Annotated in this window: 15 protein-coding genes and 1 other annotated feature; of the genes, 7 read left to right on the top strand and 8 right to left on the bottom strand. The window is 34.8% G+C overall.

Annotated elements, in window-relative coordinates; translation table 11 throughout:
- Positions 1–139 precede the first annotated feature (139 nt).
- Positions 140–1855, top strand: coding sequence for a sigma 54-interacting transcriptional regulator (locus ACIQ4I_RS12885; RefSeq protein ID WP_403096427.1), 1716 nt, complete (start codon positions 140–142; stop codon positions 1853–1855).
- 552 nt (positions 1856–2407) lie between these two features.
- Here the strand turns inward: ACIQ4I_RS12885 and ACIQ4I_RS12880 are convergent.
- A complete protein-coding gene (locus ACIQ4I_RS12880; protein WP_403096425.1) occupies positions 2408–2602 on the bottom strand; it encodes a hypothetical protein in 195 nt (64 codons plus the stop codon).
- A 31-nt stretch (positions 2603–2633) separates the two neighbouring features.
- Positions 2634–3056, bottom strand: coding sequence for a MaoC/PaaZ C-terminal domain-containing protein (locus tag ACIQ4I_RS12875; protein ID WP_403096424.1), 423 nt, complete (start codon positions 3054–3056; stop codon positions 2634–2636).
- Between the two features lie 259 nt (positions 3057–3315).
- Here ACIQ4I_RS12875 and ACIQ4I_RS12870 point away from each other — a divergent pair, with 259 nt between their 5' ends.
- Together ACIQ4I_RS12870 and ACIQ4I_RS12865 are read left to right on the top strand one after the other, a co-directional pair.
- A complete protein-coding gene (locus tag ACIQ4I_RS12870) occupies positions 3316–4989 on the top strand; it encodes a MutS-related protein (RefSeq protein WP_403096422.1) in 1674 nt (557 codons plus the stop codon).
- 112 nt (positions 4990–5101) lie between these two features.
- Positions 5102–5479, top strand: a complete 378-nt coding sequence (locus ACIQ4I_RS12865; protein ID WP_403096421.1) for a hypothetical protein — start codon at positions 5102–5104, stop codon at positions 5477–5479.
- 161 nt (positions 5480–5640) lie between these two features.
- Here ACIQ4I_RS12865 and ileS read toward each other — a convergent pair whose 3' ends face one another.
- The 3 genes from ileS to ACIQ4I_RS12850 all read right to left on the bottom strand — a co-directional run bounded on the left by ileS (position 5641) and on the right by ACIQ4I_RS12850 (position 12655).
- The gene (gene ileS, locus ACIQ4I_RS12860; RefSeq protein WP_403096420.1) at positions 5641–8703 is read right to left on the bottom strand and encodes an isoleucine--tRNA ligase; all 3063 of its coding nucleotides are present in this window, start codon (positions 8701–8703) and stop codon (positions 5641–5643) included.
- A 65-nt stretch (positions 8704–8768) separates the two neighbouring features.
- Positions 8769–9009 (bottom strand) — a binding site (T-box leader).
- 194 nt (positions 9010–9203) lie between these two features.
- A complete protein-coding gene (locus ACIQ4I_RS12855; protein WP_403096806.1) occupies positions 9204–10811 on the bottom strand; it encodes a serine hydrolase domain-containing protein in 1608 nt (535 codons plus the stop codon).
- A 74-nt stretch (positions 10812–10885) separates the two neighbouring features.
- Positions 10886–12655: a glycoside hydrolase family 3 protein gene (locus ACIQ4I_RS12850; RefSeq protein WP_403096419.1), complete on the bottom strand. Its 1770-nt coding sequence runs from the start codon at positions 12653–12655 to the stop codon at positions 10886–10888.
- Positions 12656–12987: 332 nt separating this feature from the next.
- On the opposite strand from ACIQ4I_RS12850, the gene ACIQ4I_RS12845 reads away from it, so the two are divergent.
- The 3 genes from ACIQ4I_RS12845 to ACIQ4I_RS12835 all read left to right on the top strand — a co-directional run bounded on the left by ACIQ4I_RS12845 (position 12988) and on the right by ACIQ4I_RS12835 (position 14926).
- Positions 12988–13326: a PadR family transcriptional regulator gene (locus ACIQ4I_RS12845; protein WP_403096417.1), complete on the top strand. Its 339-nt coding sequence runs from the start codon at positions 12988–12990 to the stop codon at positions 13324–13326.
- Positions 13323–14327, top strand: a complete 1005-nt coding sequence (locus ACIQ4I_RS12840; RefSeq protein WP_403096415.1) for an HAAS signaling domain-containing protein — start codon at positions 13323–13325, stop codon at positions 14325–14327. The genes ACIQ4I_RS12845 and ACIQ4I_RS12840 overlap by 4 nt, the downstream gene beginning before the upstream one ends.
- A 434-nt stretch (positions 14328–14761) precedes the next feature.
- Positions 14762–14926, top strand: a complete 165-nt coding sequence (locus tag ACIQ4I_RS12835) for a hypothetical protein (protein WP_403096414.1) — start codon at positions 14762–14764, stop codon at positions 14924–14926.
- A gap of 717 nt (positions 14927–15643) precedes the next feature.
- Here the strand turns inward: ACIQ4I_RS12835 and ACIQ4I_RS12830 are convergent.
- The 3 genes from ACIQ4I_RS12830 to ACIQ4I_RS12820 form a co-directional block, all read right to left on the bottom strand.
- Positions 15644–16240: a TetR/AcrR family transcriptional regulator gene (locus ACIQ4I_RS12830; protein ID WP_403096412.1), complete on the bottom strand. Its 597-nt coding sequence runs from the start codon at positions 16238–16240 to the stop codon at positions 15644–15646.
- A gap of 33 nt (positions 16241–16273) precedes the next feature.
- Positions 16274–17761, bottom strand: a complete 1488-nt coding sequence (locus ACIQ4I_RS12825; RefSeq protein ID WP_403096410.1) for an FAD-dependent oxidoreductase — start codon at positions 17759–17761, stop codon at positions 16274–16276.
- A gap of 947 nt (positions 17762–18708) precedes the next feature.
- Positions 18709–19902, bottom strand: coding sequence for a NupC/NupG family nucleoside CNT transporter (locus ACIQ4I_RS12820; protein WP_403096409.1), 1194 nt, complete (start codon positions 19900–19902; stop codon positions 18709–18711).
- A gap of 1415 nt (positions 19903–21317) precedes the next feature.
- Here ACIQ4I_RS12820 and ACIQ4I_RS12815 point away from each other — a divergent pair.
- Complete coding sequence (locus ACIQ4I_RS12815; RefSeq protein ID WP_403096408.1) at positions 21318–22127, top strand: YitT family protein; 810 nt, start codon at positions 21318–21320, stop codon at positions 22125–22127.
- The last annotated feature ends 103 nt before the right edge of the window (positions 22128–22230 follow it).

Here is a 22230-nt window from a genome sequence, read left to right as displayed (position 1 = left end):
CAAGTTTTTATTCTGCTAAATAAAGCTTTTTATTCACTTATGGTGTAAACTATAATTAACGGAATATTGTAAATTGTAAATGAAATTAACAAGATATGTTAACTGCTATTGCAAATGTATTTGAAAGGATTTGATGGATGTGCTCATTTCTGATCTCATGACAACGAATTTTAAATCCTGCACCAAAGAACAAACCTTAAATGAAATTCTCCCACTGTTTACACAAACTCAATCTAATATTCTTCCAGTGGTGGATAAGGACCATAAATTGATAGGAATCATTACGAAGAACAAAATCTTTCAACTATTAACCACTCAACCATCTTTTGATATGACGATTGAACAATATTGTAATGATCGTCCCATTTTCCTTCGTCCAACTAATGATATTGATGAAACAAGAGCTTTACTTTTGAAACATAATGTCGGTCACGCACCAGTTGTTAACGAAGATATGATTCCCATTGGAGTCATATCAACTGAGCAACTGCTTTTTTCATATAATGTTGTCTATAGTCAACTATCCTCTATCCTTGAGATTGCCTATGATGCGATTATTCTCGTTAATCAAAAAGCAGAAATTACGATGGTTAATAAAGGGTTCACTGATTTGTTTGGATTAAATAGTAAGGATGCTTTGGGTAAATCTACTACAGATTTGTTTCCAGAATTAGCGATTGAAAATGTCATCAAAAGTGGGATTAGCATTCACAATACTCCACAGATTATCGAGGGACAACATTCCCTTATTTCGATCTTGCCGATCAAAGAAAATGGCAAATCAGTTAGCGCCATCTGTAAAGTTACTTATCGCGGCTTAACGCATTTACACGAAGCCTTAACGAAAGTGAAAAAACTTGAGAAACAGCTATCTGACTATAAAAATGAAATTAGTGAAATGAAAGGAACAAAGTACACATTATTTGATATTGCGGGTGAATCAGAAGCAATTCAAAAAGTAAAACACGAAGCAACTTTAGCTTCTAAAAGTATGTCTACCATTTTAATTATTGGAGAAAGCGGGACTGGAAAAGAGTTATTTGCTCAGGGAATCCATACTGCTTCAAAGCAGCAGGGATCCTTTGTCCAAGTCAATTGTGCTGCGATACCACCTGAATTGCTTGAATCAGAATTTTTTGGTTATGCAGATGGGGCATTTACTGGTGCTAAAAAAGGTGGCAAGAAGGGTAAATTTGAATTAGCACAAAACGGCACCATCTTTTTGGATGAAATTGGTGATATGTCTCTCACTCTTCAGACGAAAATCTTACGAGTGCTACAGGAAAAAGAGTTTCAACCAATTGGCAGTTCTAAAACCATTCATCTAAATACGAAAATCATTGCTGCCACCAATCAAAATATTGAAAAACTCGTTGCAGATGGTAAGTTCCGAGAAGATCTCTATTATCGACTTAATATTATGAGGTTAAATATTCCACCTTTAAGAGAAAGAATGGAAGATCTCCCCGACATCATTCAGGCAATTATAAAACGATTGAACCAAAGTGGATTTTATATTCGAGGTGTCACACATTCTGCTCTAACAAAATTGATGAAACATTCTTGGCCAGGAAATGTACGAGAATTGCAGAATGTTATAGAAAGAGCCGCAAACCTAAAGTCTGGTGATTACATTGATGCGGATAATATTGCGGTTATCAACACGCTCACGAAGGAAGAAGAAATACATCCTAGGGCAACCTCTACGTATAAAGATATGCTTGATACTACAGAAAAAGACCTCATTATCTTAGCCTTAAAAGAAGCCAAAGGAAATAAAACAAAAGCGAGCCAATTACTAGGCATCAGCAGACCATGGCTCTATGCAAAAATGAAGAAATATCATATAGAATAGAATTTCGTTATAACATATATAACTAAAAAGAGATTGTCCTAGTCCAGAAAGTCATTAAACACCATTTAAAATTAGAGAGAATAGTAATTTTTCGTGGTGCTAATCCGTTGATTTCCGTTCCGGGTGGATGCTTTTCGTGGGGCGTGAGTTGAGCCTCCTCCTTCGCTACGCTTCGTGCGGGGTCTCAAGCTTCACGCTAATCCCACAGGAGTCACCACCCTTCACTCCAATCAACTTTTTATTAAATTTAAAGATAATTGCTTTTCTCCTATAATTGTGTAAATAGGATTTAGCAAGAGTAATTAACTTTTCACGTCCGATATTACCTCTTATTTCAAAATTAATACCTTGGTCTTGATTGTTTTTTACTACCAGCGTAATCATTTTTCCATTAATAAAAATTTGAATTGATATTTATAAATTTCCTCTTTAATCTAAGTTATATTAACAATCGTGTTTAACAGGTAGATAACATAAAAGGATGAAACGATACGCTCGCTCCATCCCTATATGTTTTCGGTTCTTTTATGCTATGTTAATCTTTATTGTTGTTTATAAATATAAAATAAGAACTGTTAAAAATATGATGATAACAAATGCAATGATCGTATAGCCAATATATCTAATACCTTTAGGTTGTTGTTTTAAATGCCATTTCTTATTACTAGATGGAAAACCCATTGCCTCATTGTCTGACTTTAAAGGGTTGAAAATTTCATTCTCACTAGATGTTTTATTTTCCTTCATGCGAATCCCCCTTTATTTGCAAATCCTCCTGTTATTTTGAAACTAACGCAGAAATATCTGCTTTTAATACCAATTCGCCATCGTTTTTAAAGGATAATAAAAGCAACGTAACTTCCCCATCTTCCTTTCTTTCTTGCTTTTTAATAACCTCAGTCGTGACATAAAGGACATCATCTGGAAATACTGGTCGAACAAACTTTAATTGATCAATCCCTGTCCCAGCGATGAGATTATCACCCAATACGTTTAGATCCGTCCATAGCTTAAAGGAAACGTTAATCGTATGTAGCCCTGATGCAATAATTCCTTTAAACCTACTTTGTTTTGCCTTTTCCTCATCAACATGTATATATTGTGGATCGAACTGTAATGCAAAAGAGATAATTTCATCTTTGTTCATCTTATAAGATTTTGTCTCAAACTTTTGTCCAATTTGAATGTCTTCAAATTTCATATCATCACCTCAATCCATATCCTTGCAATTACCATGCCAAATAATACTCTTGTAGCTTATTTAAGAATACAAAAACAATCTGTAAAGCATTCTTAACGACTAATGTTTAGAATACTTTACAGATTGTAAATAGTTTATTACACAGCTTTTTACCATAAAATTAAAATAATAATATCAATTTCCTTTATAAGAAAATATTTGATAAAATAAATTTTGTAAAATAACACAAATTAACAGTGGGCTATTAGGAGTGATTAAGATGTTGGGAAATTTAGCTATTGTTCTAATAATAGTTGCAATTGTATTTGGGGGATACCACTTATTAACGAAAAATAAGAAAAAACTGAAAAAATTTAGGGAAGAATGGGAATCTGGAGAGTTTTTGCCTCGTAGAGAAGATGATCAATCCGTATCAATGTACTGGGAAAATAAAAAAAATCATAATCCCAATTATGATGGTGTTGACCAGTTGACATGGGATGATTTAAATATGCACACTGTTTTCCAAAAAATCAATTACACACAGACTTCGGTCGGATCAGAATATTTATTTAATCAGCTTCGAGATATTGATCCAACTCTTGAAAATATACAAGATGAAGAAGAACTATATAAATTGCTTGGAAACAATCCGGCATTAAGGGAAGAGATGCTATTAATACTATCCGGACTTGGAAAAAAGGATTATACAAACTCTTCTTCATTTTTCTATGAAGAGTACAGTAAAATTAAGTATGCCGCTATTTATGTACTTCTTGCATTATTACCATTTGCTTCGATTTTTCTGATGTTTTTCAACCTAAAATACGGGATTCTGAGTTTAATAGGATCTTTTCTAATGAACACTACAATATACTATAAAAACAAACTGAAATTAGAAAATAGTTTGTATTCCATATCTTATATAGCATCCATCATTCATACTGGGAAACGCTTTGCTTCTGTTAAACATCCACAATTTACATCCTTAGCAAACAAGTTTAAGAAAAATGTGGAACCTATCAAAAAGGTTTTATTTTTGGATAGATTAGCTTCAATTGGTAGAGGCGAAGGAGATATCGATGCTTTTTTTGAGTATATTCGAATAATATTTTTATTGGACTTTATTTCATACAACAATATCATTAAAACGATTTCAAATAATAAAGTAGAATTCCATGAATTATGGGAACTGATTGGACAACTGGATGCAGCTATAGCTGTCGCTTTTTACCGTAAATCTCATTATACATATTGTACCCCTACTTTTGTGGAGAAAGAGGAACTCTCGTTCAAAAATATGTATCATCCACTTATTAAAAATCCAGTGACAAATTCATCGATATTAGGAAAGAGTACACTCATTACCGGGTCAAACGCATCAGGAAAATCAACATATATTAAGGCAATTGCAATTAATGCGATTTTGGCTCAAACAATTAATACAGTTTTAGCAGAAAGCTGGACAATGAAACCAAGTTATATCGTAACTTCAATGGCAATTCAGGATAATGTACTAGATGGAGACAGCTACTTTATAGCTGAGATCAAATCACTTAAGCGTATAATTCAATTGTGTGAACAAGGTAAACCAAGTATCTCATTCATTGATGAAATACTGAAAGGAACAAACACAATTGAAAGGATAGCAGCATCCGCTTCAATTATGGAATGGCTTTCTTTAAACAAAGGCATGAATATCGTTGCTTCACATGATATTGAATTAACTGTAATGGCTAGTAGTGTATATGAGAATTATCACTTTAGTGAATCAATTGAAAATGGCCAAGTTTATTTTGATTATACAATTCATCCTGGACCATCGAAAACAAGAAATGCGATTAAACTTCTTGAAATACTGGATTATCCAGAAAACATCACTTACAAAGCGAACAAATTAGCTGAGTATTTTACTGAGAAGCATGAATGGGAAGAAATGAAAGAAAGTAAGTAGATTCCTACAATAAGAAAAACGATAGTCGAATGTTGTTTATTTACAATTAATGAAACAAATCATTCTCTTAGAACGTATTAAAAATAAAATACAATTTGTGAGGAGACAAAAAATGAGTATCGCTGTTAAATATCAAGAAAGAGTTAAACAGGATTTAGAACTAAATGAACAAATTATTGATGTCTTCGCTGGAAGAACGGCCCCTACTAATTGGGTAATGAAACTTCTTCCTGAAATTTCTTGGCTTACAAAAGAGAATATGCCAATGGTATTAGCTATTACTGACCAAAGATTACTTGTCTATAAACTACAAATAAATTTGGACATTCAGCTCGCTATTGGAATACATCGTTTTGATATAACTGAATGTAAAGAAGCAAACGGTCTACTAAATGGAGCAGTTCAAATAACACTGAAAGATAATCAATCTTTCAAGTTTGTTTTTAAAAAGGAACTTGTTCCCACTATTTTAAAAGAAATAAACAAGTAATTGCCAAAAGAGGACACTGAAAAAACAGTGACCTCTTTCTATTTTTTTATTATCAACAACAATTATTTATAGAGCCTACATAAAAAAAGACCATAGAGAAACTCGTATTTCTTCGAGTTTCTCTATAGTCTGAATCGAGCGCATATTGACCTTAGTTCCTTCTACATCACCAATCCCACTTGTACCTTTTCTCCATCTATCTTCACTTCAAAAGCTGATTTTACTTCAATAACTTTGTTGAAATAAAGGGTGTTTACTAATAGTGATTCTTTTAGTAAATCTTTGAATTTTTCAATCACTACTGTGTTACCTTCAAATGCTAGATCAATATATTGCTCGACTGGTAGGTTCAGCTGTTTTCGTTTTTCCTGTACCTGTCGGATTAGTTCACGGATTTGACCTTCCTGTTTTAAATCCTCTGTTAATCGAATATCAATCAAGACTTCATATAGCTCTTCCTCAGCTAAAGAAAATCCTTCTGGAACATGAACATCTTTGAGGATATGCTCACTACGCAATGTTAGTAGCGTTTCATCTATAGTTAATTCAAGCTTTCCTTCTTGTTTGAAGACTTTTTTCTGATCTTCTTCAAGATGTGTAACAAGTTCCTTTATCCTATTCACATTTTTGCCAAATGCCATCCCAGCTGTTTTAAAGTTGAGCTTATACTCGACTGTTAAAAATTCTTCTAAGCTAGTCACCCATTGAATTTGCTTTATATTTAATTCATCCTGAATAATAGGTGAATACGATTCAAGTCGTGAAATTGGTGTAACTACATTCATCGTGGCTAAAGGTTGTTTTACTTTAATGCCCTCTGTATTCCGAATTCTACGACCAAGTTCCACAATTTTCAGTACAGCGTCCATCTCTTCCTCTAACTGAAGCTGAATTGCCTCTTCATGAACCTTTGGATAATCAGTTAAATGTACTGATTCCCTTGTCAGTGTGGAATAAATTTCATCTGTAAGATAAGGTGTAAATGGTGCCGCTAGCTTACTTACAGTTGTTAAAACTTCAAATAAGGTACTGTATGCAGCGACCTTATCGTCAGATAGTCCATTTGCCCAGAAACGAGCGCGTGAGCGGCGGATATACCAGTTACTTATCTGTTCCAAAAAATGTCCAATTTCTCTACTTGCCAGTGTAAAATCATATTTCTCCATCGCCTTTTCAACAATTTGAACTGTATGATTCATACGAGAAAGAATCCATTCATCTAGCTTCGTCCGTACACCCTGTTTTCCAGCATCATATTGATAACCATCTATATTGGCATATAACTGATAGAAATGAAATACGTTTTCAAGTGTATCAACAAATTTTGATTTCGCTTCCTGGACTGTTTTATGTGAGAATCGCTTCGGATTCCAAGGGGCACTGTCCGTCATAAATGCCCAGCGAAGTGCGTCTGCTCCATACTCCTGTATCATTTCAACTGGATCTAACGCATTCCCCTTACTTTTTGACATTTTGCGTCCTTCACCATCTAACACATGCCCAAGAGATAATACACTTTTATAGGGTGCCTTTCCCTTGTATAAGGTAGAAACTGCTAAAAGACTATAGAAAAATCCTCGTGTTTGGTCAATGCCTTCGATAACTACATCTGCTGGGAAATGCTCTGAAAACTTAATTTCTTGATTAAATGGATAATGTTGCTGCGCAAATGGCATAGAGCCACTATCAAACCATACGTCAATCACTTCAGGGGTACGATGCATATCTCCTGAGCAGTTTGGACAACAAACTACAACCTCGTCGATATAAGGCTTATGCAGCTCAACATCTTCTAAAGGATTTTTTGAAAGTTGCTTCAGCTCTTCCATACTCCCTGGCGCTACCTCATGTCCGCACTCATCACATTGCCAAACATTTAATGGTGTACCCCAATAACGATTTCGGCTAATATTCCAGTCAATCACATTTTCTAAGAAGTTTCCAAATCGACCGTCCTTTATATGATGAGGATACCAATCTACTTCTGCATTTAAATTCAATAATTCATCACGATGATCGGACATTTTAATAAACCAACTATCTGTTGCGTAATAAAGAAGTGGTGAATCACAGCGCCAACAATGCGGATAACTATGCTCATATTTTTCCTTATCAAACAATACGCCTCGTTCTGCAAGCATTTTAATAATGTCTACATCACAATCTTTTACAAATCGTCCTTCTAGTGGAGGAACTGCTTCTGTATAATGCCCTTGCCCATCCACAACATTGACAAAGGACAGTTTATTTTTTTGAACAACTTTATAGTCATCCTCACCGTAAGCTGGTGCAATGTGTACAACTCCAGTACCAGATGATTCAGTCACATAATCAGCCAACACGACTTCATGACCTTTTTCAACTTGAACAAATTGAAGAGGTGCCACATATTTTGTTCCCTCGTAATCCTTTCCAAGCTTTTCATCTAAAATCACCGCATTTTCACCAAATAGTTTTGGCACTAATGATTTAGCTACAATGAAAATTTTAGCGTCTTTTTCTACACGTACATAAGTTAAATCTGGATTTACTGCTAACGCCACATTCGCAGGTAATGTCCAAGGAGTCGTCGTCCATCCAAGGAAATACTCATTTTCTTTTCCAACAAGTTTAAACATAGCTGTTAATGATAAATCTTTTACATCTTTATAACCCTGTGCCACTTCATGTGAACTCAATGATGTTTGACAACTCGGGCAATATGGTGAAACGCGATGTCCTTTGTATAGCTCTCCAGATTTATGAACATGGCTAAGAATTGCCCATACCGATTCGATATAATCATTTTCAAGTGTGACATAAGGATTCTCCATATCAATCCAATAGCCTAATTGCTCAGTAAAGCTACGCCATTTTTGTTCATAGCGAAAAACAGATTCTTTACATTTATTTATGAACTCCTCGACACCATATTCTTCAATTTCTTGTTTACCCGAGATGCCTAGTTCCTTCTCAACCCCAAGCTCTACGGGTAAGCCGTGTGTATCCCAACCAGCCTTACGTTCCACATAATACCCTTGCATCGTTTTATAACGTGATACAATATCCTTCACTGTCCGACCAAATGCATGACCAACATGTGGCATGCCGTTTGCTGTTGGTGGTCCTTCATAAAAAACGAAGGGTTTCTTACCTTTGCGATTAATAACGGACTTCTCAAATGTCTGTGCGTCATGCCAACGTTCTCTTACTCTAGTTTCTCGTTCAAAAGCTGATTCTTTCATCTGTAATTCCTCCTATACACATTGTATAAAAGGCATACAAAAAACACCGCCCCCTTCTTCGCAAAGAAAGGGACGGTGTTACCCGCGTTCACCCTAATTCTATTGAATAATCCGATCTCAATAGCACTCAGCGACGTACAATCATACGCGTTCCTTTTAACGGTAGAACCCCGAGTTGACTTACTGTCCATTCAGCCAACTATCTCAGAGACGATTTTCATTATTTGTTTGAACACTGATTCACACCACTCATCAGCTCTCTGTTGATCAACACAAATAACTACTTTTTCTCTTCCACGACTTTGTATGCTTTTATTAGTAAACAATTATAAATGGCACAATTGCCAAAAGTCAAATTCAAATTACTTAAAATTAAGAATTATAGATTTATTCCACGAGAATTTCACTCTTCATCGAATTAGAAAGTTCACATTTTTAAGTTTTTGTTTAGAAATTTCGTTTAAAACTCCTCTTTTGGATCCTCTATGTTGATTCTTATATCAACGATTCCTTAGTTCCCAATCAGTACTTGTAAACTCAGGCGTGATATTTTTTTGATCCGTTTTAATTTTAGGTTGCAACACATACCATCCTCTTTCATTTACAGTGCTGTCAGTAGTATATTGAAAGCGAATAAACTTCGTTCCCTCTGGTATTTGGTAAGATTGTTCTTGCCATTGATCACTAGCTCCTGTAAAGAATCCAAGCTCATTCCATGTTATTCCATCTAAAGATATTTCAACATTTCCGATATCCGAACCTTCTTCCATTCGGTACCACGTTAGAAAAGAAAGAATGGATGGCTTTTGAATGTTCACTTCAGCTTGTAATATGGCATTTTTTTTGTCACCATATCCGGCAAACCATGCATTTTTATTTCCTGGAATAGCGACAGGGATGGCATCTGCAGCCTGTCTTGCCACAAGTCTTCTCGTTTGATTTATTGATTCGGTATTACGTGTTGGATGTACACGATTGGTTAATAAGATAACGATGGCTTTATTTTTGGGGCTAATGACTAAAGAAGTACCTGTATAACCTGTGTGCCCTATTGTATTCACATCCGTTAATCCATCCATATACCATCCTTGATTTAAATCGAATCCAAGACCATGGTCATTGCCAGGAAACGCTTGATTCATATTTTGCTCCATTAATTTAACCGTCGAAGGTTTTAAAATGAGCGCTTTACCATATTTTCCATCATTTAAAAACATCTGTCCTAAAATTGTCAAATCATGTGCGGTAGAGAACACGCCTGCATGGCCAGCGACACCATCTAAAGCCCATGCATTTTCATCGTGAACTTGCCCCCATACAATGCCTCTTCCAGTCCAAGGCTGATATTCTGTTGCAGCAATTCTAGGTTGTAAAGAGATGTCAGGATTGTACATAGTATCTTTCATACCTAATGGATCCGTAATATATTGTTTAACATATTCATCCAGTCTTTGCCCTGTCAATCTTTCAACAAGAACACCCAATGTAATCATATTTAAATCACTATACGTATACTTCGAACCTGGTGGATTCGTTAGACTATGTTTTAAAACGATTTTTAAGCGCTCTTCTCTGGATCCTCTCATTTTATATAACTCGATTCCTTGTTCAAATCCTGATGTATGGGTCATCAGTTGACGAATTGTAACGTTTTCTTTCCCGTTTTCTGCAAATTCAGGTATATACTTTGCTACTGGATCGTCGAGTTGAAATTTTCCTTTCTCATATAATTGCATTGCTGCAATGGTTGTAAAAATCTTACTAATTGAGGCAATATCAAAAATAGTATCTTGTTTCATTAGAATAGGTTGGTTTGTTTCAGTAAATTGATCATCCAAGTATCGGTAGGCATATCCATATGCTTGCTCTTTTACTGTGATACCTTTTCTTGTAACTGAAACAACTGCACCAGGCATCACTTTTTGGTTGATTGCATTTTGAATAACTTGATCGATTTCGTTCAAAGGTGCCTCAACCATTCCTGCATCCTTTGGTTTACCATCACGTAAAAGTTGTGCTGATGAACCTGGATGATCCCATGAAAATTGATCATACTGATAGTTCACCTCAATTTTTTTAAGTTTTGATGCATTAGTAAAGTCTAGAATTCCTAATGAAAATGTCGCACTTATTATGCCAATTGAACATATCTTCCAGAACCACGTTTTCAAATGAATCCCCCCTATTTATATTGCAGCCCAAATCCAAAATCATATAGTTTAGGTATTGTTACGGGTAACTTTCCATTTGGTTGAATCTCCCCTGTTAATACTTTAGTTAGTGCTAGTGTTGAGATATCACGATTACCATATGTTAAGATATTTGCATCTACTTCTGGAAAGGCCATAATGTCATAAGGGTTTCTCATAGATGCTACAACAACAGGTTTTCCTGTTTGTTTCAAAGCTTTTACGAGTGATTGTTGTGCACTATTCGTATTAGCATTATAGGTCGTCACAATAATAACATCCACATTTTGAGCTTTAGTCACTGCTGTTTGAATTTGATCAGAAGAAGGGGATGTACTGGTACTAGAATCAATTGAATTCCTCCCTTTTTCTAAGAGAAGCGTAGCTAATCTTTCTGAATTTGCAACTGTTGGTCCTGTTACTAAAATTTTTTTACCCTTATGTAGCGGTAAGATTTGATGATCATTTTTAATTAATGTAATGCTAGTTTCAGTCAATTTATCTGCGACCTTTAAATTTTCAGATACTCCAATGCTGCCTATAGCTTCTTTTTTAACAAAAGGCTGTTGAATGATTCCACGTTTATATTTTGCTAGCAAAATTCTAGAAACAGACTGATCTAATCGTTGCTTGCTTATTTCTTTTGACTTTACAGCTTTTAGCACGGCATTATATGCGACTTCTACATCCGGTGGATTAAGTAAAATATCTGCCCCCGCTTGAAATGCTTTTATAGGTATTTCATCCATTGGCAAAACATTTGCCCCGGACATATCTAAACTATCCGTAATAATTAACCCATCATATCCTAATTGTTTGCGTAGGACTCCTGTCATAATTGGTTTTGATAAAGTCGCAGGAAGCCCAGAGTTATCAAGAGCTGGAACAACTATATGTGCCGTCATGATGGCATCAATGCCGTTTTGAACGGCTTTTTTAAATGGTTTTAAATCCACATTATTTAATGTTTGCAGATTATGATTCACTATTGGTAACCCATAATGGGAATCTACATTTGTATCTCCATGACCTGGAAAATGCTTTCCAGTTGCAATGACATTTTGACTTTGAAGCCCATTGACCTGGCTGATCCCTAATAGAGCAACTAGTTCTGGATTTTCAGAATAGGATCTCACACCGATTACTGGATTTTCAGGATTTACATTTACATCTAAATCAGGAGCAAAGTCCATATTAATGCCTAAGCTTTTTAATTCTAATCCCATAATTTCAGCTGATTTCCCTGCTAAATCTGCAGATCTTGTTGCACCAAGTGCCATATTACCTGGGAATACGGTAGCAGGTTCTGTAATACGTGCAACAACTCCCCCCTCTTGATCTGTAGAGATGAATAAGGGAATTTTGGACCCCTGTTTAAGAGCAATTTCTTGTAATCCATTTGACAATGATTGCACCTGACTCAGCTCAACAGGGGTTCCAATGTTTTGAGACCAATTGAAGTATATGACGCCACCAATATGATATTTCTCAATGATTTCCTTAAAGTTTGCCCCGCCACGTTTTTTCTCTATGTTGATTGCATCATAATCTGGGTCAAAAGGTGTTTTTCCGTAAGCATGTACGATAAACAGTTGTCCTACTTTTTCTTCTATTGACATGTTCTTTACTTTCTCTTTAACCCACTTTTTTGCCATTCTTTCCTCATTCCCATTTGAATTTTTCTTCGCTTGAGACATAGGAACATTTGATAATGTAAAAAGAAGCATTAGTGTCAAAATGAAAATAACAACTCTTTTCCCCAATTAATCTACCCCTTCGCTCAATATTTTAGTCCTTGCTTTCAAGTCTAACAATTCATTTATATTGATCAATTCAACTCTGTACCATTTTATCAGAAAATTTATAATATTTTAAATTTTATTTATGGAATTTTTTATTGATATTGGAACCAGGGCTAGTGATAGTGACTTAGTTTGCTTACCAGTTGGTTTATTTAAGATGTTGATGTGTCGATTCATCTTTCACAGAAAAAAATTAATTTCAATTAATGTTGTAACAACATTAGTGTACGACACATAGTATATGAGTATACTGTATCACATATAGTAAATAAACAAGGAGGTGGGTGTGGTGTATGAGTACTTTATTGAATTCATTAACGACAGAGCTTAGGAGAGGGACATTGACTTTAGCTGTTCTAAGTCAATTACAATCTCCTCAATATGGATATTCACTTGTTCAGTCATTGGAAGAATATGGTATCACAATTGATCAAAGTACATTATATCCTTTGCTTCGCCGATTAGAAAAACAGGAGTTAGTATCGAGTAATTGGGATACTGCTGAGAGTAGACCTCGTAAGTATTATATTTTAAGTGAATATGGATTAGATATTTTCATGCAGTTAAAAGAGGAATGGATTAAAAATTCGAAAGTTCTGTACGGATTATTAGACGAGGAGGAAGATAAATGAATCTGATTGATATTTATATACAAGAAGTTACTAAGAGACTTCCTGAAAATAATCGTGAAGATATTGCGCTCGAGTTACGGTCAACTATTGAGGATATGCTGCCTGTTGATTACAGTGAAGAAGATACAAAGGCGGTTCTTGAAAAGTTAGGGAGTCCTGTCACATTAGCTAGCGGTTATTTAGATCGGCCTATGCACTTAATTGGTCCACGCTACTTTGATGTATATATGACGCTACTAAAAATGATTTTACCGATTGCCGCTGTTATTTCGTTAATCTCGATGTTTGCTGAACATTTTATTGGATATAGTGGAGAACAAGTGGTTATAAATGTTGTTTTTAGTCTTATAGGCGAAGGTATAGGAAGAATCATCGAAGTAGGGATCCAAGTATTCTTTTGGCTTACACTTGTGTTTGCTATTTTAGAAAGAACCGATAAAGTTAGTGATGAGCAGCCATTAACAGCAAACCTTAAAAAATGGACTCCTGATGATTTAAAAAATATCCCTTATATCCCTAAGAAAAAAGCGATTTCAAAGGGCGAAATATTTGGATTTTTAATGTGGACAGCGATTTTTTCAACTCTTTATTTTTATGCGAATCATCTTGTAGGTGTATATGAACAGGGCAGAGACGGACTTGAATTTGTTACTCCAACTTTTAATCAGGAAGTTTTACTTGGATATTGGCCAATTGTTCTTGTTGTAATTTGTTCCCAAATAGCACTAGCTCTTTATAAATTATTAAAGGGGCAATGGACAAAAGGAATAGCAATTTGTAATACTGCAGTCGAGCTTATTGCAACTATTGTATTCATTATGATCTTAACAAATCCAAATCTGATGACCCAAGATTTTATTTCCTATATGGCTGATTTATTTACCACAACAGCTAATCAATTTGAATCATGGATAGTTAGCGGCGGAATTTTCATCTCTATTTTATTTGCAGTAATCAGTGTATTTGATGGCTTCCGCAAGTCTAAAATCAATATGCATTGAATTTTAAAATCGTACGATTACCTTCCCTTCAATTTCTAATCTGCAAATGACCGAAAATAGACAATTGTTTATACATTTTTAATGATTCAGCATAAATTATAGTCAGATTATTTTCAGGGGAGTACTTCTCCCCTTTTTAATTATAAGAAAAACTCGCTTTTCTCCCCTCTCTACTGCTTTTGTAACACATTTTATTTCGAAAAGTATACAATCTCCTGTTTAGTTATTTGCTAAGTTAATGCTCTATGATTCGATCAAACTGGTAACACAGTTCAAATCTTTGATATTTCCACCCAACATTACATACCGTTTCAATTAAACGACATCCAAATTGGAAACCAAAATAATTATTAATATTGGTTATATTAACACTATTCCCGTACATATTATATTAAATATATTTTTTTATGAAATGAAGAAGGAGGTGTCGAACTATGACAAAAGTAGTTTTAATAAATGGCAAGTATTTAGCCATCTTAAATGAATCACAAGTTGTTGAAACAAGAGAATTACCAGAAGGTGTTAATCTAGGTGCAATGGGAGAAGTTGAATACGACCACCAGACCGGTCAAATTATCATTGATGGACAGATTATTTAATCTGACTCCATCATTTTTTATTCCTACAAGCCTCTATTCAGAAATCCTCACTAGAATAATGTTTGCTTTTCTATTTATTTAGCCGTTTAGAATAAATTGAGCAAATAATAATCATTAACCACCATAAAATGAAGCACTTTTGGATCTAGCAAATCATTATCCACGGAAAATCATGTTCAATCCGCGAATTAAGTATTCCAATCCACGAAAATTCGTGTTCTATCCATGAAACAGACAAAAAAAAACCCAGTCATACTTTGTAAAATTAAAGATAAGTGAATGTATGTTTGTATTTTAAGAACAGTATTATCTTTAATGTTACACATTATATGATAATCAGTACATCACTTATACTCAGTGGTGTATTTTTTTGTTTATAAGAACCCTTGAATGACCTCATTTACTACTATAACAATATAAAAAAATAATACGGAAAAACAGTACCAATTAGCCTCAAAAATAAATATATTTTTTCAACTGGATAATTTCCCCTTTTTCAACAAAGTTACAATTAGATTACCATAACTTGTTCAAATTATTGAAGATTCCTTTACTGAACACTCTGGCCCTTAAATGAACAAAGCGCTAATCCTAATTATTCAAGGATAGCGCTCTTTAACGGAATATTATAATGTTATATTTACCATAAAAAGCCCATTAGACAAAGCACATCCTAAGGAGAGCAAAACTTCGCGACTTTGTTTTAAATCCACAACCTTAAGGACGACCTGTTACTATCCGCAATAATAGGTCAACTTCCGGCATTTTATATGCTTCATCTTCGAAAACGTTTAAAGTCATAAGACCAGAAAGAACCGTAAAATAGGACGAAATCAGTTGTCGGGGATCACCTTTTGCAAATTCTCCTGCTTTCTGCCCCTCAATGAATAGAGGCTCCAATATGTCGACTACATAAGATTCCAGGGAATACTGACCAATAAGCTGTTTCGCCTCCTCAGGTACTCCGTCCGATGTACGAGCTTGGTGAATCAGCATGAAATAATGCTGCCCCTCATCGTCTAATTGCGTAATTGCCTTTAATTTTTTAAGAGGTGATCCAGGTAATTGATAAACACTCTTCATACTATCTATTGATTCCTGAATAGCTTGTTGAATAAGCGTGATGAATAGCTCATCTTTGGATTTGAAGTAGTGATATAGAAGGCCTTTACTAATACCTGCTTCTGTGGCGATCATACTCAATTTAGTCCCAATAATGCCTCTTCGTGCAAAAATCTTAAGACCTGCTTTCATGATCTGTTCTTTTCGTTCATCTCGAATATGTTGCAGCTGTTTTTCATTCATAGGTGCCAACGGATATTCACTCCTATATTTATTTTCGTTTTTTTAACCTTCCGGTGGAAATGGTGCAAAAGATGCTTCAGTAAAGATAGGTAATTGATCCAAATATTCTCCCAAGGTCCAACCATTTTTTTGTAAAAACTCAGTGAACCATTGTTTGTTAGTAATCGATGCATCATCAAGAATGGAATGTATCATTTGTTGATTGATTATTACACGTGGGGAGAACAATAATGAATTCACTCCCCAATATAATAAAAATTGCTCAAAGTTACGTTTCATCGTTGCCTCTCGGAGAAAAAGATTAAAGTATTTCTGAGTGAATTCGATCCCTTCCAACGGCCGACCTACATACTCTACGCCCGACCATTGTTGATCAGAAACGCAATTCAACCACCAGGCAGGTTCTACAATAGCTTGAAATCTTTGAAGCACTCTATGTTCAAAATCGGGTTTAGGATTTGTGCGCTGTTCACTTAAACATTGCTCTAACATATCCACTTCAACCGCAGCCATCGTCATCCCCAGACCATAAATTGGATCAAAGTTGCAGAATGCATCTCCTAAAACTAACAATCCAGATGGCCATTGTTCCATTTCTTCAAAGTGATGACGATATAATTCCGGTATCCGATACCCCCGGGGTGATGTAAGAGGTTCTATCTCCTGTACAATTTCTGCAATGAGTGGGTCTGCAAGCTGGGCAACGGTTTGTTCAAAAGTTTGAGCATTAGTCGAAGGATAGCTTCCACCCGCATTCCAAAGTAAAACTTCTGCCCTATTATTTTCAACAATGGAAAAGACCCCTGTGAATTCCTTCTTAGTGGGATTTCCATCTACCCGAATAACATCCCATTTTTCCGCTAAATGTGAGGGAATCTGATAGTGGCGAGTACTATATCCAAGAGAGACTTTTAATATGTCCGGTTCGGGTACAGCATAACCTAGATCCTGAAGCCATGTCACTAGCTTGGAAAAACGTCCGCTGCAATCTAATACTAGATCAGCTGTCAATGTTTTTTGCTGTCTAGATAGGCCACGATCTCGTATAGAGATACCTGTGACAATAGTCCGTTCCGGATTGGTTAACAAAGCAACCACGTCTTGTTTAAGTAAAAATCGTACATTTGGAATCCCTTTCACTCGTTCACGAAAGACCCATTCCAGCAAAGCTCTGCTAAATGTAGCTTCATTCTCTGAGTTTGGCATAGATAGGCTTCCATATGGATTACTCAAATGAGAGGTTTTGTTAAGTGAAGAAGGTGCACCTTGTGCAAATAAATCATCATTAAATCTAGGAAAGAGGCGGTTCATAATCATGCTCCCTCGTGGTGTAAGACGATGTGGTTGAAAAGCTTGTGGAGTACCAGAACGATTCTTAGGTTTTTCAGGAAAGTCATCTTTATCTACGATTACTACTTCATTGTAATACGCTGACAGCACTTTTGCAGTCAGTAATCCACCTATTCCTCCCCCAATGATAATGGCACGTTCTGATTTTTCTTGTGTAACTATAAAATTCGTTTCGCTCATGAAATTATCCCTCCAAATGATGAATTCTTGCTGATAATTCTATGAAACTCAAAAAATCTTACTTTTAATTTTTTGATTGACTCAACCGTTCAATATAAGATTAAAACAGTTATAATAATAAGTCAATAATAAATTGGAAAAAAATTCTATAGGGTTATCCATTTTTATTTAAAAAGTTTGAAGAAACCAGTGTAGCCTTGAAATAAAGTTTGATAAAACGGATGAAGGTAAGCCTTCTTTCGCAAAAACACAAAGAATCCGTTTTGAAAAAAGATTGATCAAAACGGATTCTTTTCTTATGGCTGCTATGAAAATTTTTATAATAAAGTTTAATCGTTTTTTGCGATCGTTATTGAGAAACGCTCCCCCTTGAAAATGGCCAACAATCGATCAAGAGAAACCAAACCTATCAAAAGGAGAAGTAACCCAACAAAAACTAACACAACCAACTTTCCCTTCTTTCTTTTCTTTAAACGCTTGGTTTGTAAAAAATTCTACATTATCACATCAGGATTTTAATCAAACTTAATTCAAAAGCTACAGTGACTGTGCTTTGAAATAAACTTTGATCAAAAATACCCCACAAACCAGTTTTTTACGTTAAATAAAAAGAATCCCTTTTGAAAAAAAGATTAATCAAAATAGATTCTTAGCTTTTTTGCCAAAAATTTCTTCCTTGTTCAACTAACCTTCACCGTTAGTTGAATAAGATATAACTTAACATCTCACTTATACTATATTTAAGTTGTGTGAATATTCTGGATTACACTATACCATTAAACACAAATAAAAGCTGAACTATTACAAAAATTAGTTCAGCTTTAAAATAACTTATTATAATGTTACACATTGTATAAAGAACACTGATACATTAAGTGCATTACTTAAAATCTTGAATTTAATAAAATTAAAAAAACTGAGTTCTTTTTTGGTTGTATACCTCAATACTACCAAATAAACAATCCTACAAGCATTGCACTTAATAATGAAACAGCAATACCACTGATAAGAAGTTTCCACACGTTTCTGCCGATAATCGCTGATTTCTTTTCGTTTAAAAGTGAGCTGAATGCGCCGTAAATCATACCAATTGTACTGAAGTTCGCAAATGATGTTAAGAAAGTTGCTGCTACCGCAACAGTATGTGGAGCCATTGAATGAATATGTTTCGTTAAATCCATCATGGCAACGAATTCATTGGTTGCTAATTTCATACCCATTAATTGTGCTACATACATGGCATCTTTCGTAGGTAAACCAAGCAAATAAGCAAACGGGCTAAAGAGGTAAGAAAAGACTTTTTGAATCGTTAGGCCATGAACTGCTAGACCTAGAATCCCATTGACTGCAGCTGTTAAAGCTACATAGCCAACAAGCATTGCAGCAATAACGATGACCATGTTCATACCAACTAACATACTGTTAGAAATGGTTGAGAAGAAGTCCTTCTTCTCTTCTTTTGATGGTTTGTAAACAATGTCTTCTTCGTTTGGAACATCAACTGGATGTAGCATATTGACAACAAGCAACGCGTTTAAACAGTTTAACGGAATCGCACAAAATACATATGCCGCTGGAACCATTGATAAGTAAGCGCCTACAATAGATCCACTAATACAACTCATACTCATAATCCCAAAAGTAAGTAAACGATTCTCATTTAATTTATCCAACTGATTTCGAATAACAGCTAATGCTTCGGTGTTCCCTAAGAACATCATTTGGATCGAGTAAAAACTTTCTAATTTTGGTAAACCTGATACTTTAGATATTAACCAACCTACTTTATCAATAATCCAAGTCAAAATACCGAAGTAAGATAAAATATCAAAGAAAGTTACGATGAAAATAATTGGCACCAATGCACTGAAGAAAAAGTCAACATTGTGATGTGCTAAAGCACTTGGCCAAACAAATGCAATCCCCTCATTTGCACACTTAATTAACCAATTAAAGAAGTCGGCAATCTTATTGATAATCCAACCACCAATTGTCGTTTTTAGCATAAACCACGTGATCAGTACTTCAGCTATAAGAATTGTAACAATGGCACGCCATTTTATTTCTTTCTTGCGAGGCGAGCACAGGAATACGATTCCCATAACAATAATTAACCCCAAAATGTTCAATAAAAAATACATATAAGCAACTCCTGGCTATAAGAATAAGCAACAAAAAAGCCCTTACATTTTTCACAATTGAAAGAATGAAAAGTAAGCGCGTCAGAGTAAAAATAGTCCAATTCACTTGAAAAACTACTTTTATTCAAACTTTCCTGTAGTTAAGTAATGAAGGATCCTAGTATTAACAATCATTCCTTTAATGATTCAATACAAGGAAATACTTTTCTTTAATTGATAAGAATATTACACTTTGCAAATTGAATTATCAATATTTTATCATTTAGTCGCAATAATAAAATTAACTTGAAAATTCCTAAAGGTCAGACGACTAACTTTTATAATGTACAATAATTAATTTTCTATACAATAGTAGTTATTCCACAAATTCATGTTTCTAATCAACCTCATATCATTTATGTTTGTTTATGAATGAATCAATTCAAAATGCAAAATTTATATAAAATATGTGAACATTTTTTAATGATATCCAATTTTGTTCCTTGCAATGCTTTCGAGGGCGAGTCATCGCGAATGTATTCGCAATTTCCTTCGTGTGATGTTAATTCAGTGAAGTTCATTCAAAGTCCTACGGAGAAAATATTAATCGTATTAATCTGTTTTCTGCATGATGTGGAATTAGCTTCGCTTTCCGCGGGCGAGCGGTGAGCCTCCTCGGAAGCCCGTACCGTGCTTCACTGCGGGGTCTCACCTGTCTCGCTTTCCCGCAGGAGTCTTCGCTAATTCCACATCAATAAAGAAGCTATACAAGATTTTTATTATTAATTTTCATCATTTTTACTTTTTCAGCACACTTCAACATAGTGTTACTAAGTCGAAGTGTGCTGCGAATAGTATAAAGTTAATGTGTTGAAATGTTCGTATTTAAAAATCGAAAATAGATTTATGAAATTGATTCATTTAGATATTCCAAGATTGAAGCCATATACGAATGAAAAGTTACCAATAGAGCGAAAGACAGGCGACTCCTGCGGGAATAGCAAGCGAATCAAGACCCCGCACGAACGGTTTTAAGGAACAAAGCCTAAGAACGCCACATCCTGTGGCAACGGCTTCGTGACCAACATCGTGTTGGCCCGAGGAGGCTTGATGCTTGCCCGCGGAAAGCGCCTGTCTGTAGCGGAACATCCAAATCTAATATTGAAAAGTTCATGTGTTTAAATGTTCGTATTTTATAACCCAAAATGGATTTATTAAATTGATTCGAATAGGAAATAATAACTTTCTTTATCATGATTTTTTACCAACATCTTATAGCACTAATGCTTAAGAGTAAATTTTTGTTTTTTTCAGAAAAAACTTTTTAAATTTTTTATGAACAAAATTCTATTATAATAAAATTATATTTTTATTAAGAATTGAAATGCAATTTTTGACAAATAACTGCGGACAAAGGGATAGTTGGGAGAGTAAAAATGCGCAATATTATTACCATCATTATTGGTTCTGTTTTAGTTGGGTTTGCTTTTAATTTTTTTCTAATACCGCATAAAATTCTAAGCGGTGGATTAAGTGGCATTGCAATAATACTTGGTATTGTCACTCCTTTAAATACAGGTGTGTTAAACTTCTTATTAAACCTACCATTACTTATAATAGGATTATTAAAATTAGGAAAACGATTTATTGGTTACACGATTTTGTCAGTCGTTGTACTTTCAATTAGTCTATATGTAATTCCTGTTTACGACATATCAGATGAACCTATTTTAGGGTCGCTTTTTGGTGGGGTTCTAGCAGGTGTTGGCGTTGGAATTATCTTCCGTGCGTCAGGATCTTCTGGAGGATTCGATATTATTGCTATGCTGTTAGCAAAAAAAAGAGATTTTCCACTTGGTGCAATAATTTCTTGTATGAATGCTGTTGTTGTTTTAATATCAGGTTTTGTATTTAGCTGGGATGCTGCTTTACTAACGTTATTATCCATCTACGCATCTGGAAAAGCGATTGATATGGTTCATACAAATCACATCAAACTAACACTTATGATTATTACTTCTAAAGGTGATGATATGAAGAAACAGCTTCTTGCAACTCTCTATCGAGGTATTACAATTATGGACGGCGAAGGTGCATATACTGGAGAAAACAGAAAAGTTCTAATTACGGTCATTACACGCTATCAACTTTCAGATGTTAAAAATATCATTCATGAAGTGGATCCTCACGCTTTTGTCAATATTACGGAGACAAAAGAAGTAATCGGTATGTTTGACCGTGGATAATAGTCATTCATTCTTCAATTACTTGAAGAGAACGATTAAAATAATGCTTGATGAATTAAGTAAAAAATAGAGTATTTTTATACTCTATTTTTTTTGCATTCTA

Source organism: Rummeliibacillus sp. NPDC094406 (genome assembly GCF_044763875.1).
In the GTDB taxonomy this organism is placed as follows: Bacteria; Bacillota; Bacilli; order Bacillales_A; family Planococcaceae; genus Rummeliibacillus.
Note: the sequence above shows the minus strand (reverse complement) of the source record. Positions and strands in the feature narration are given on the sequence as shown.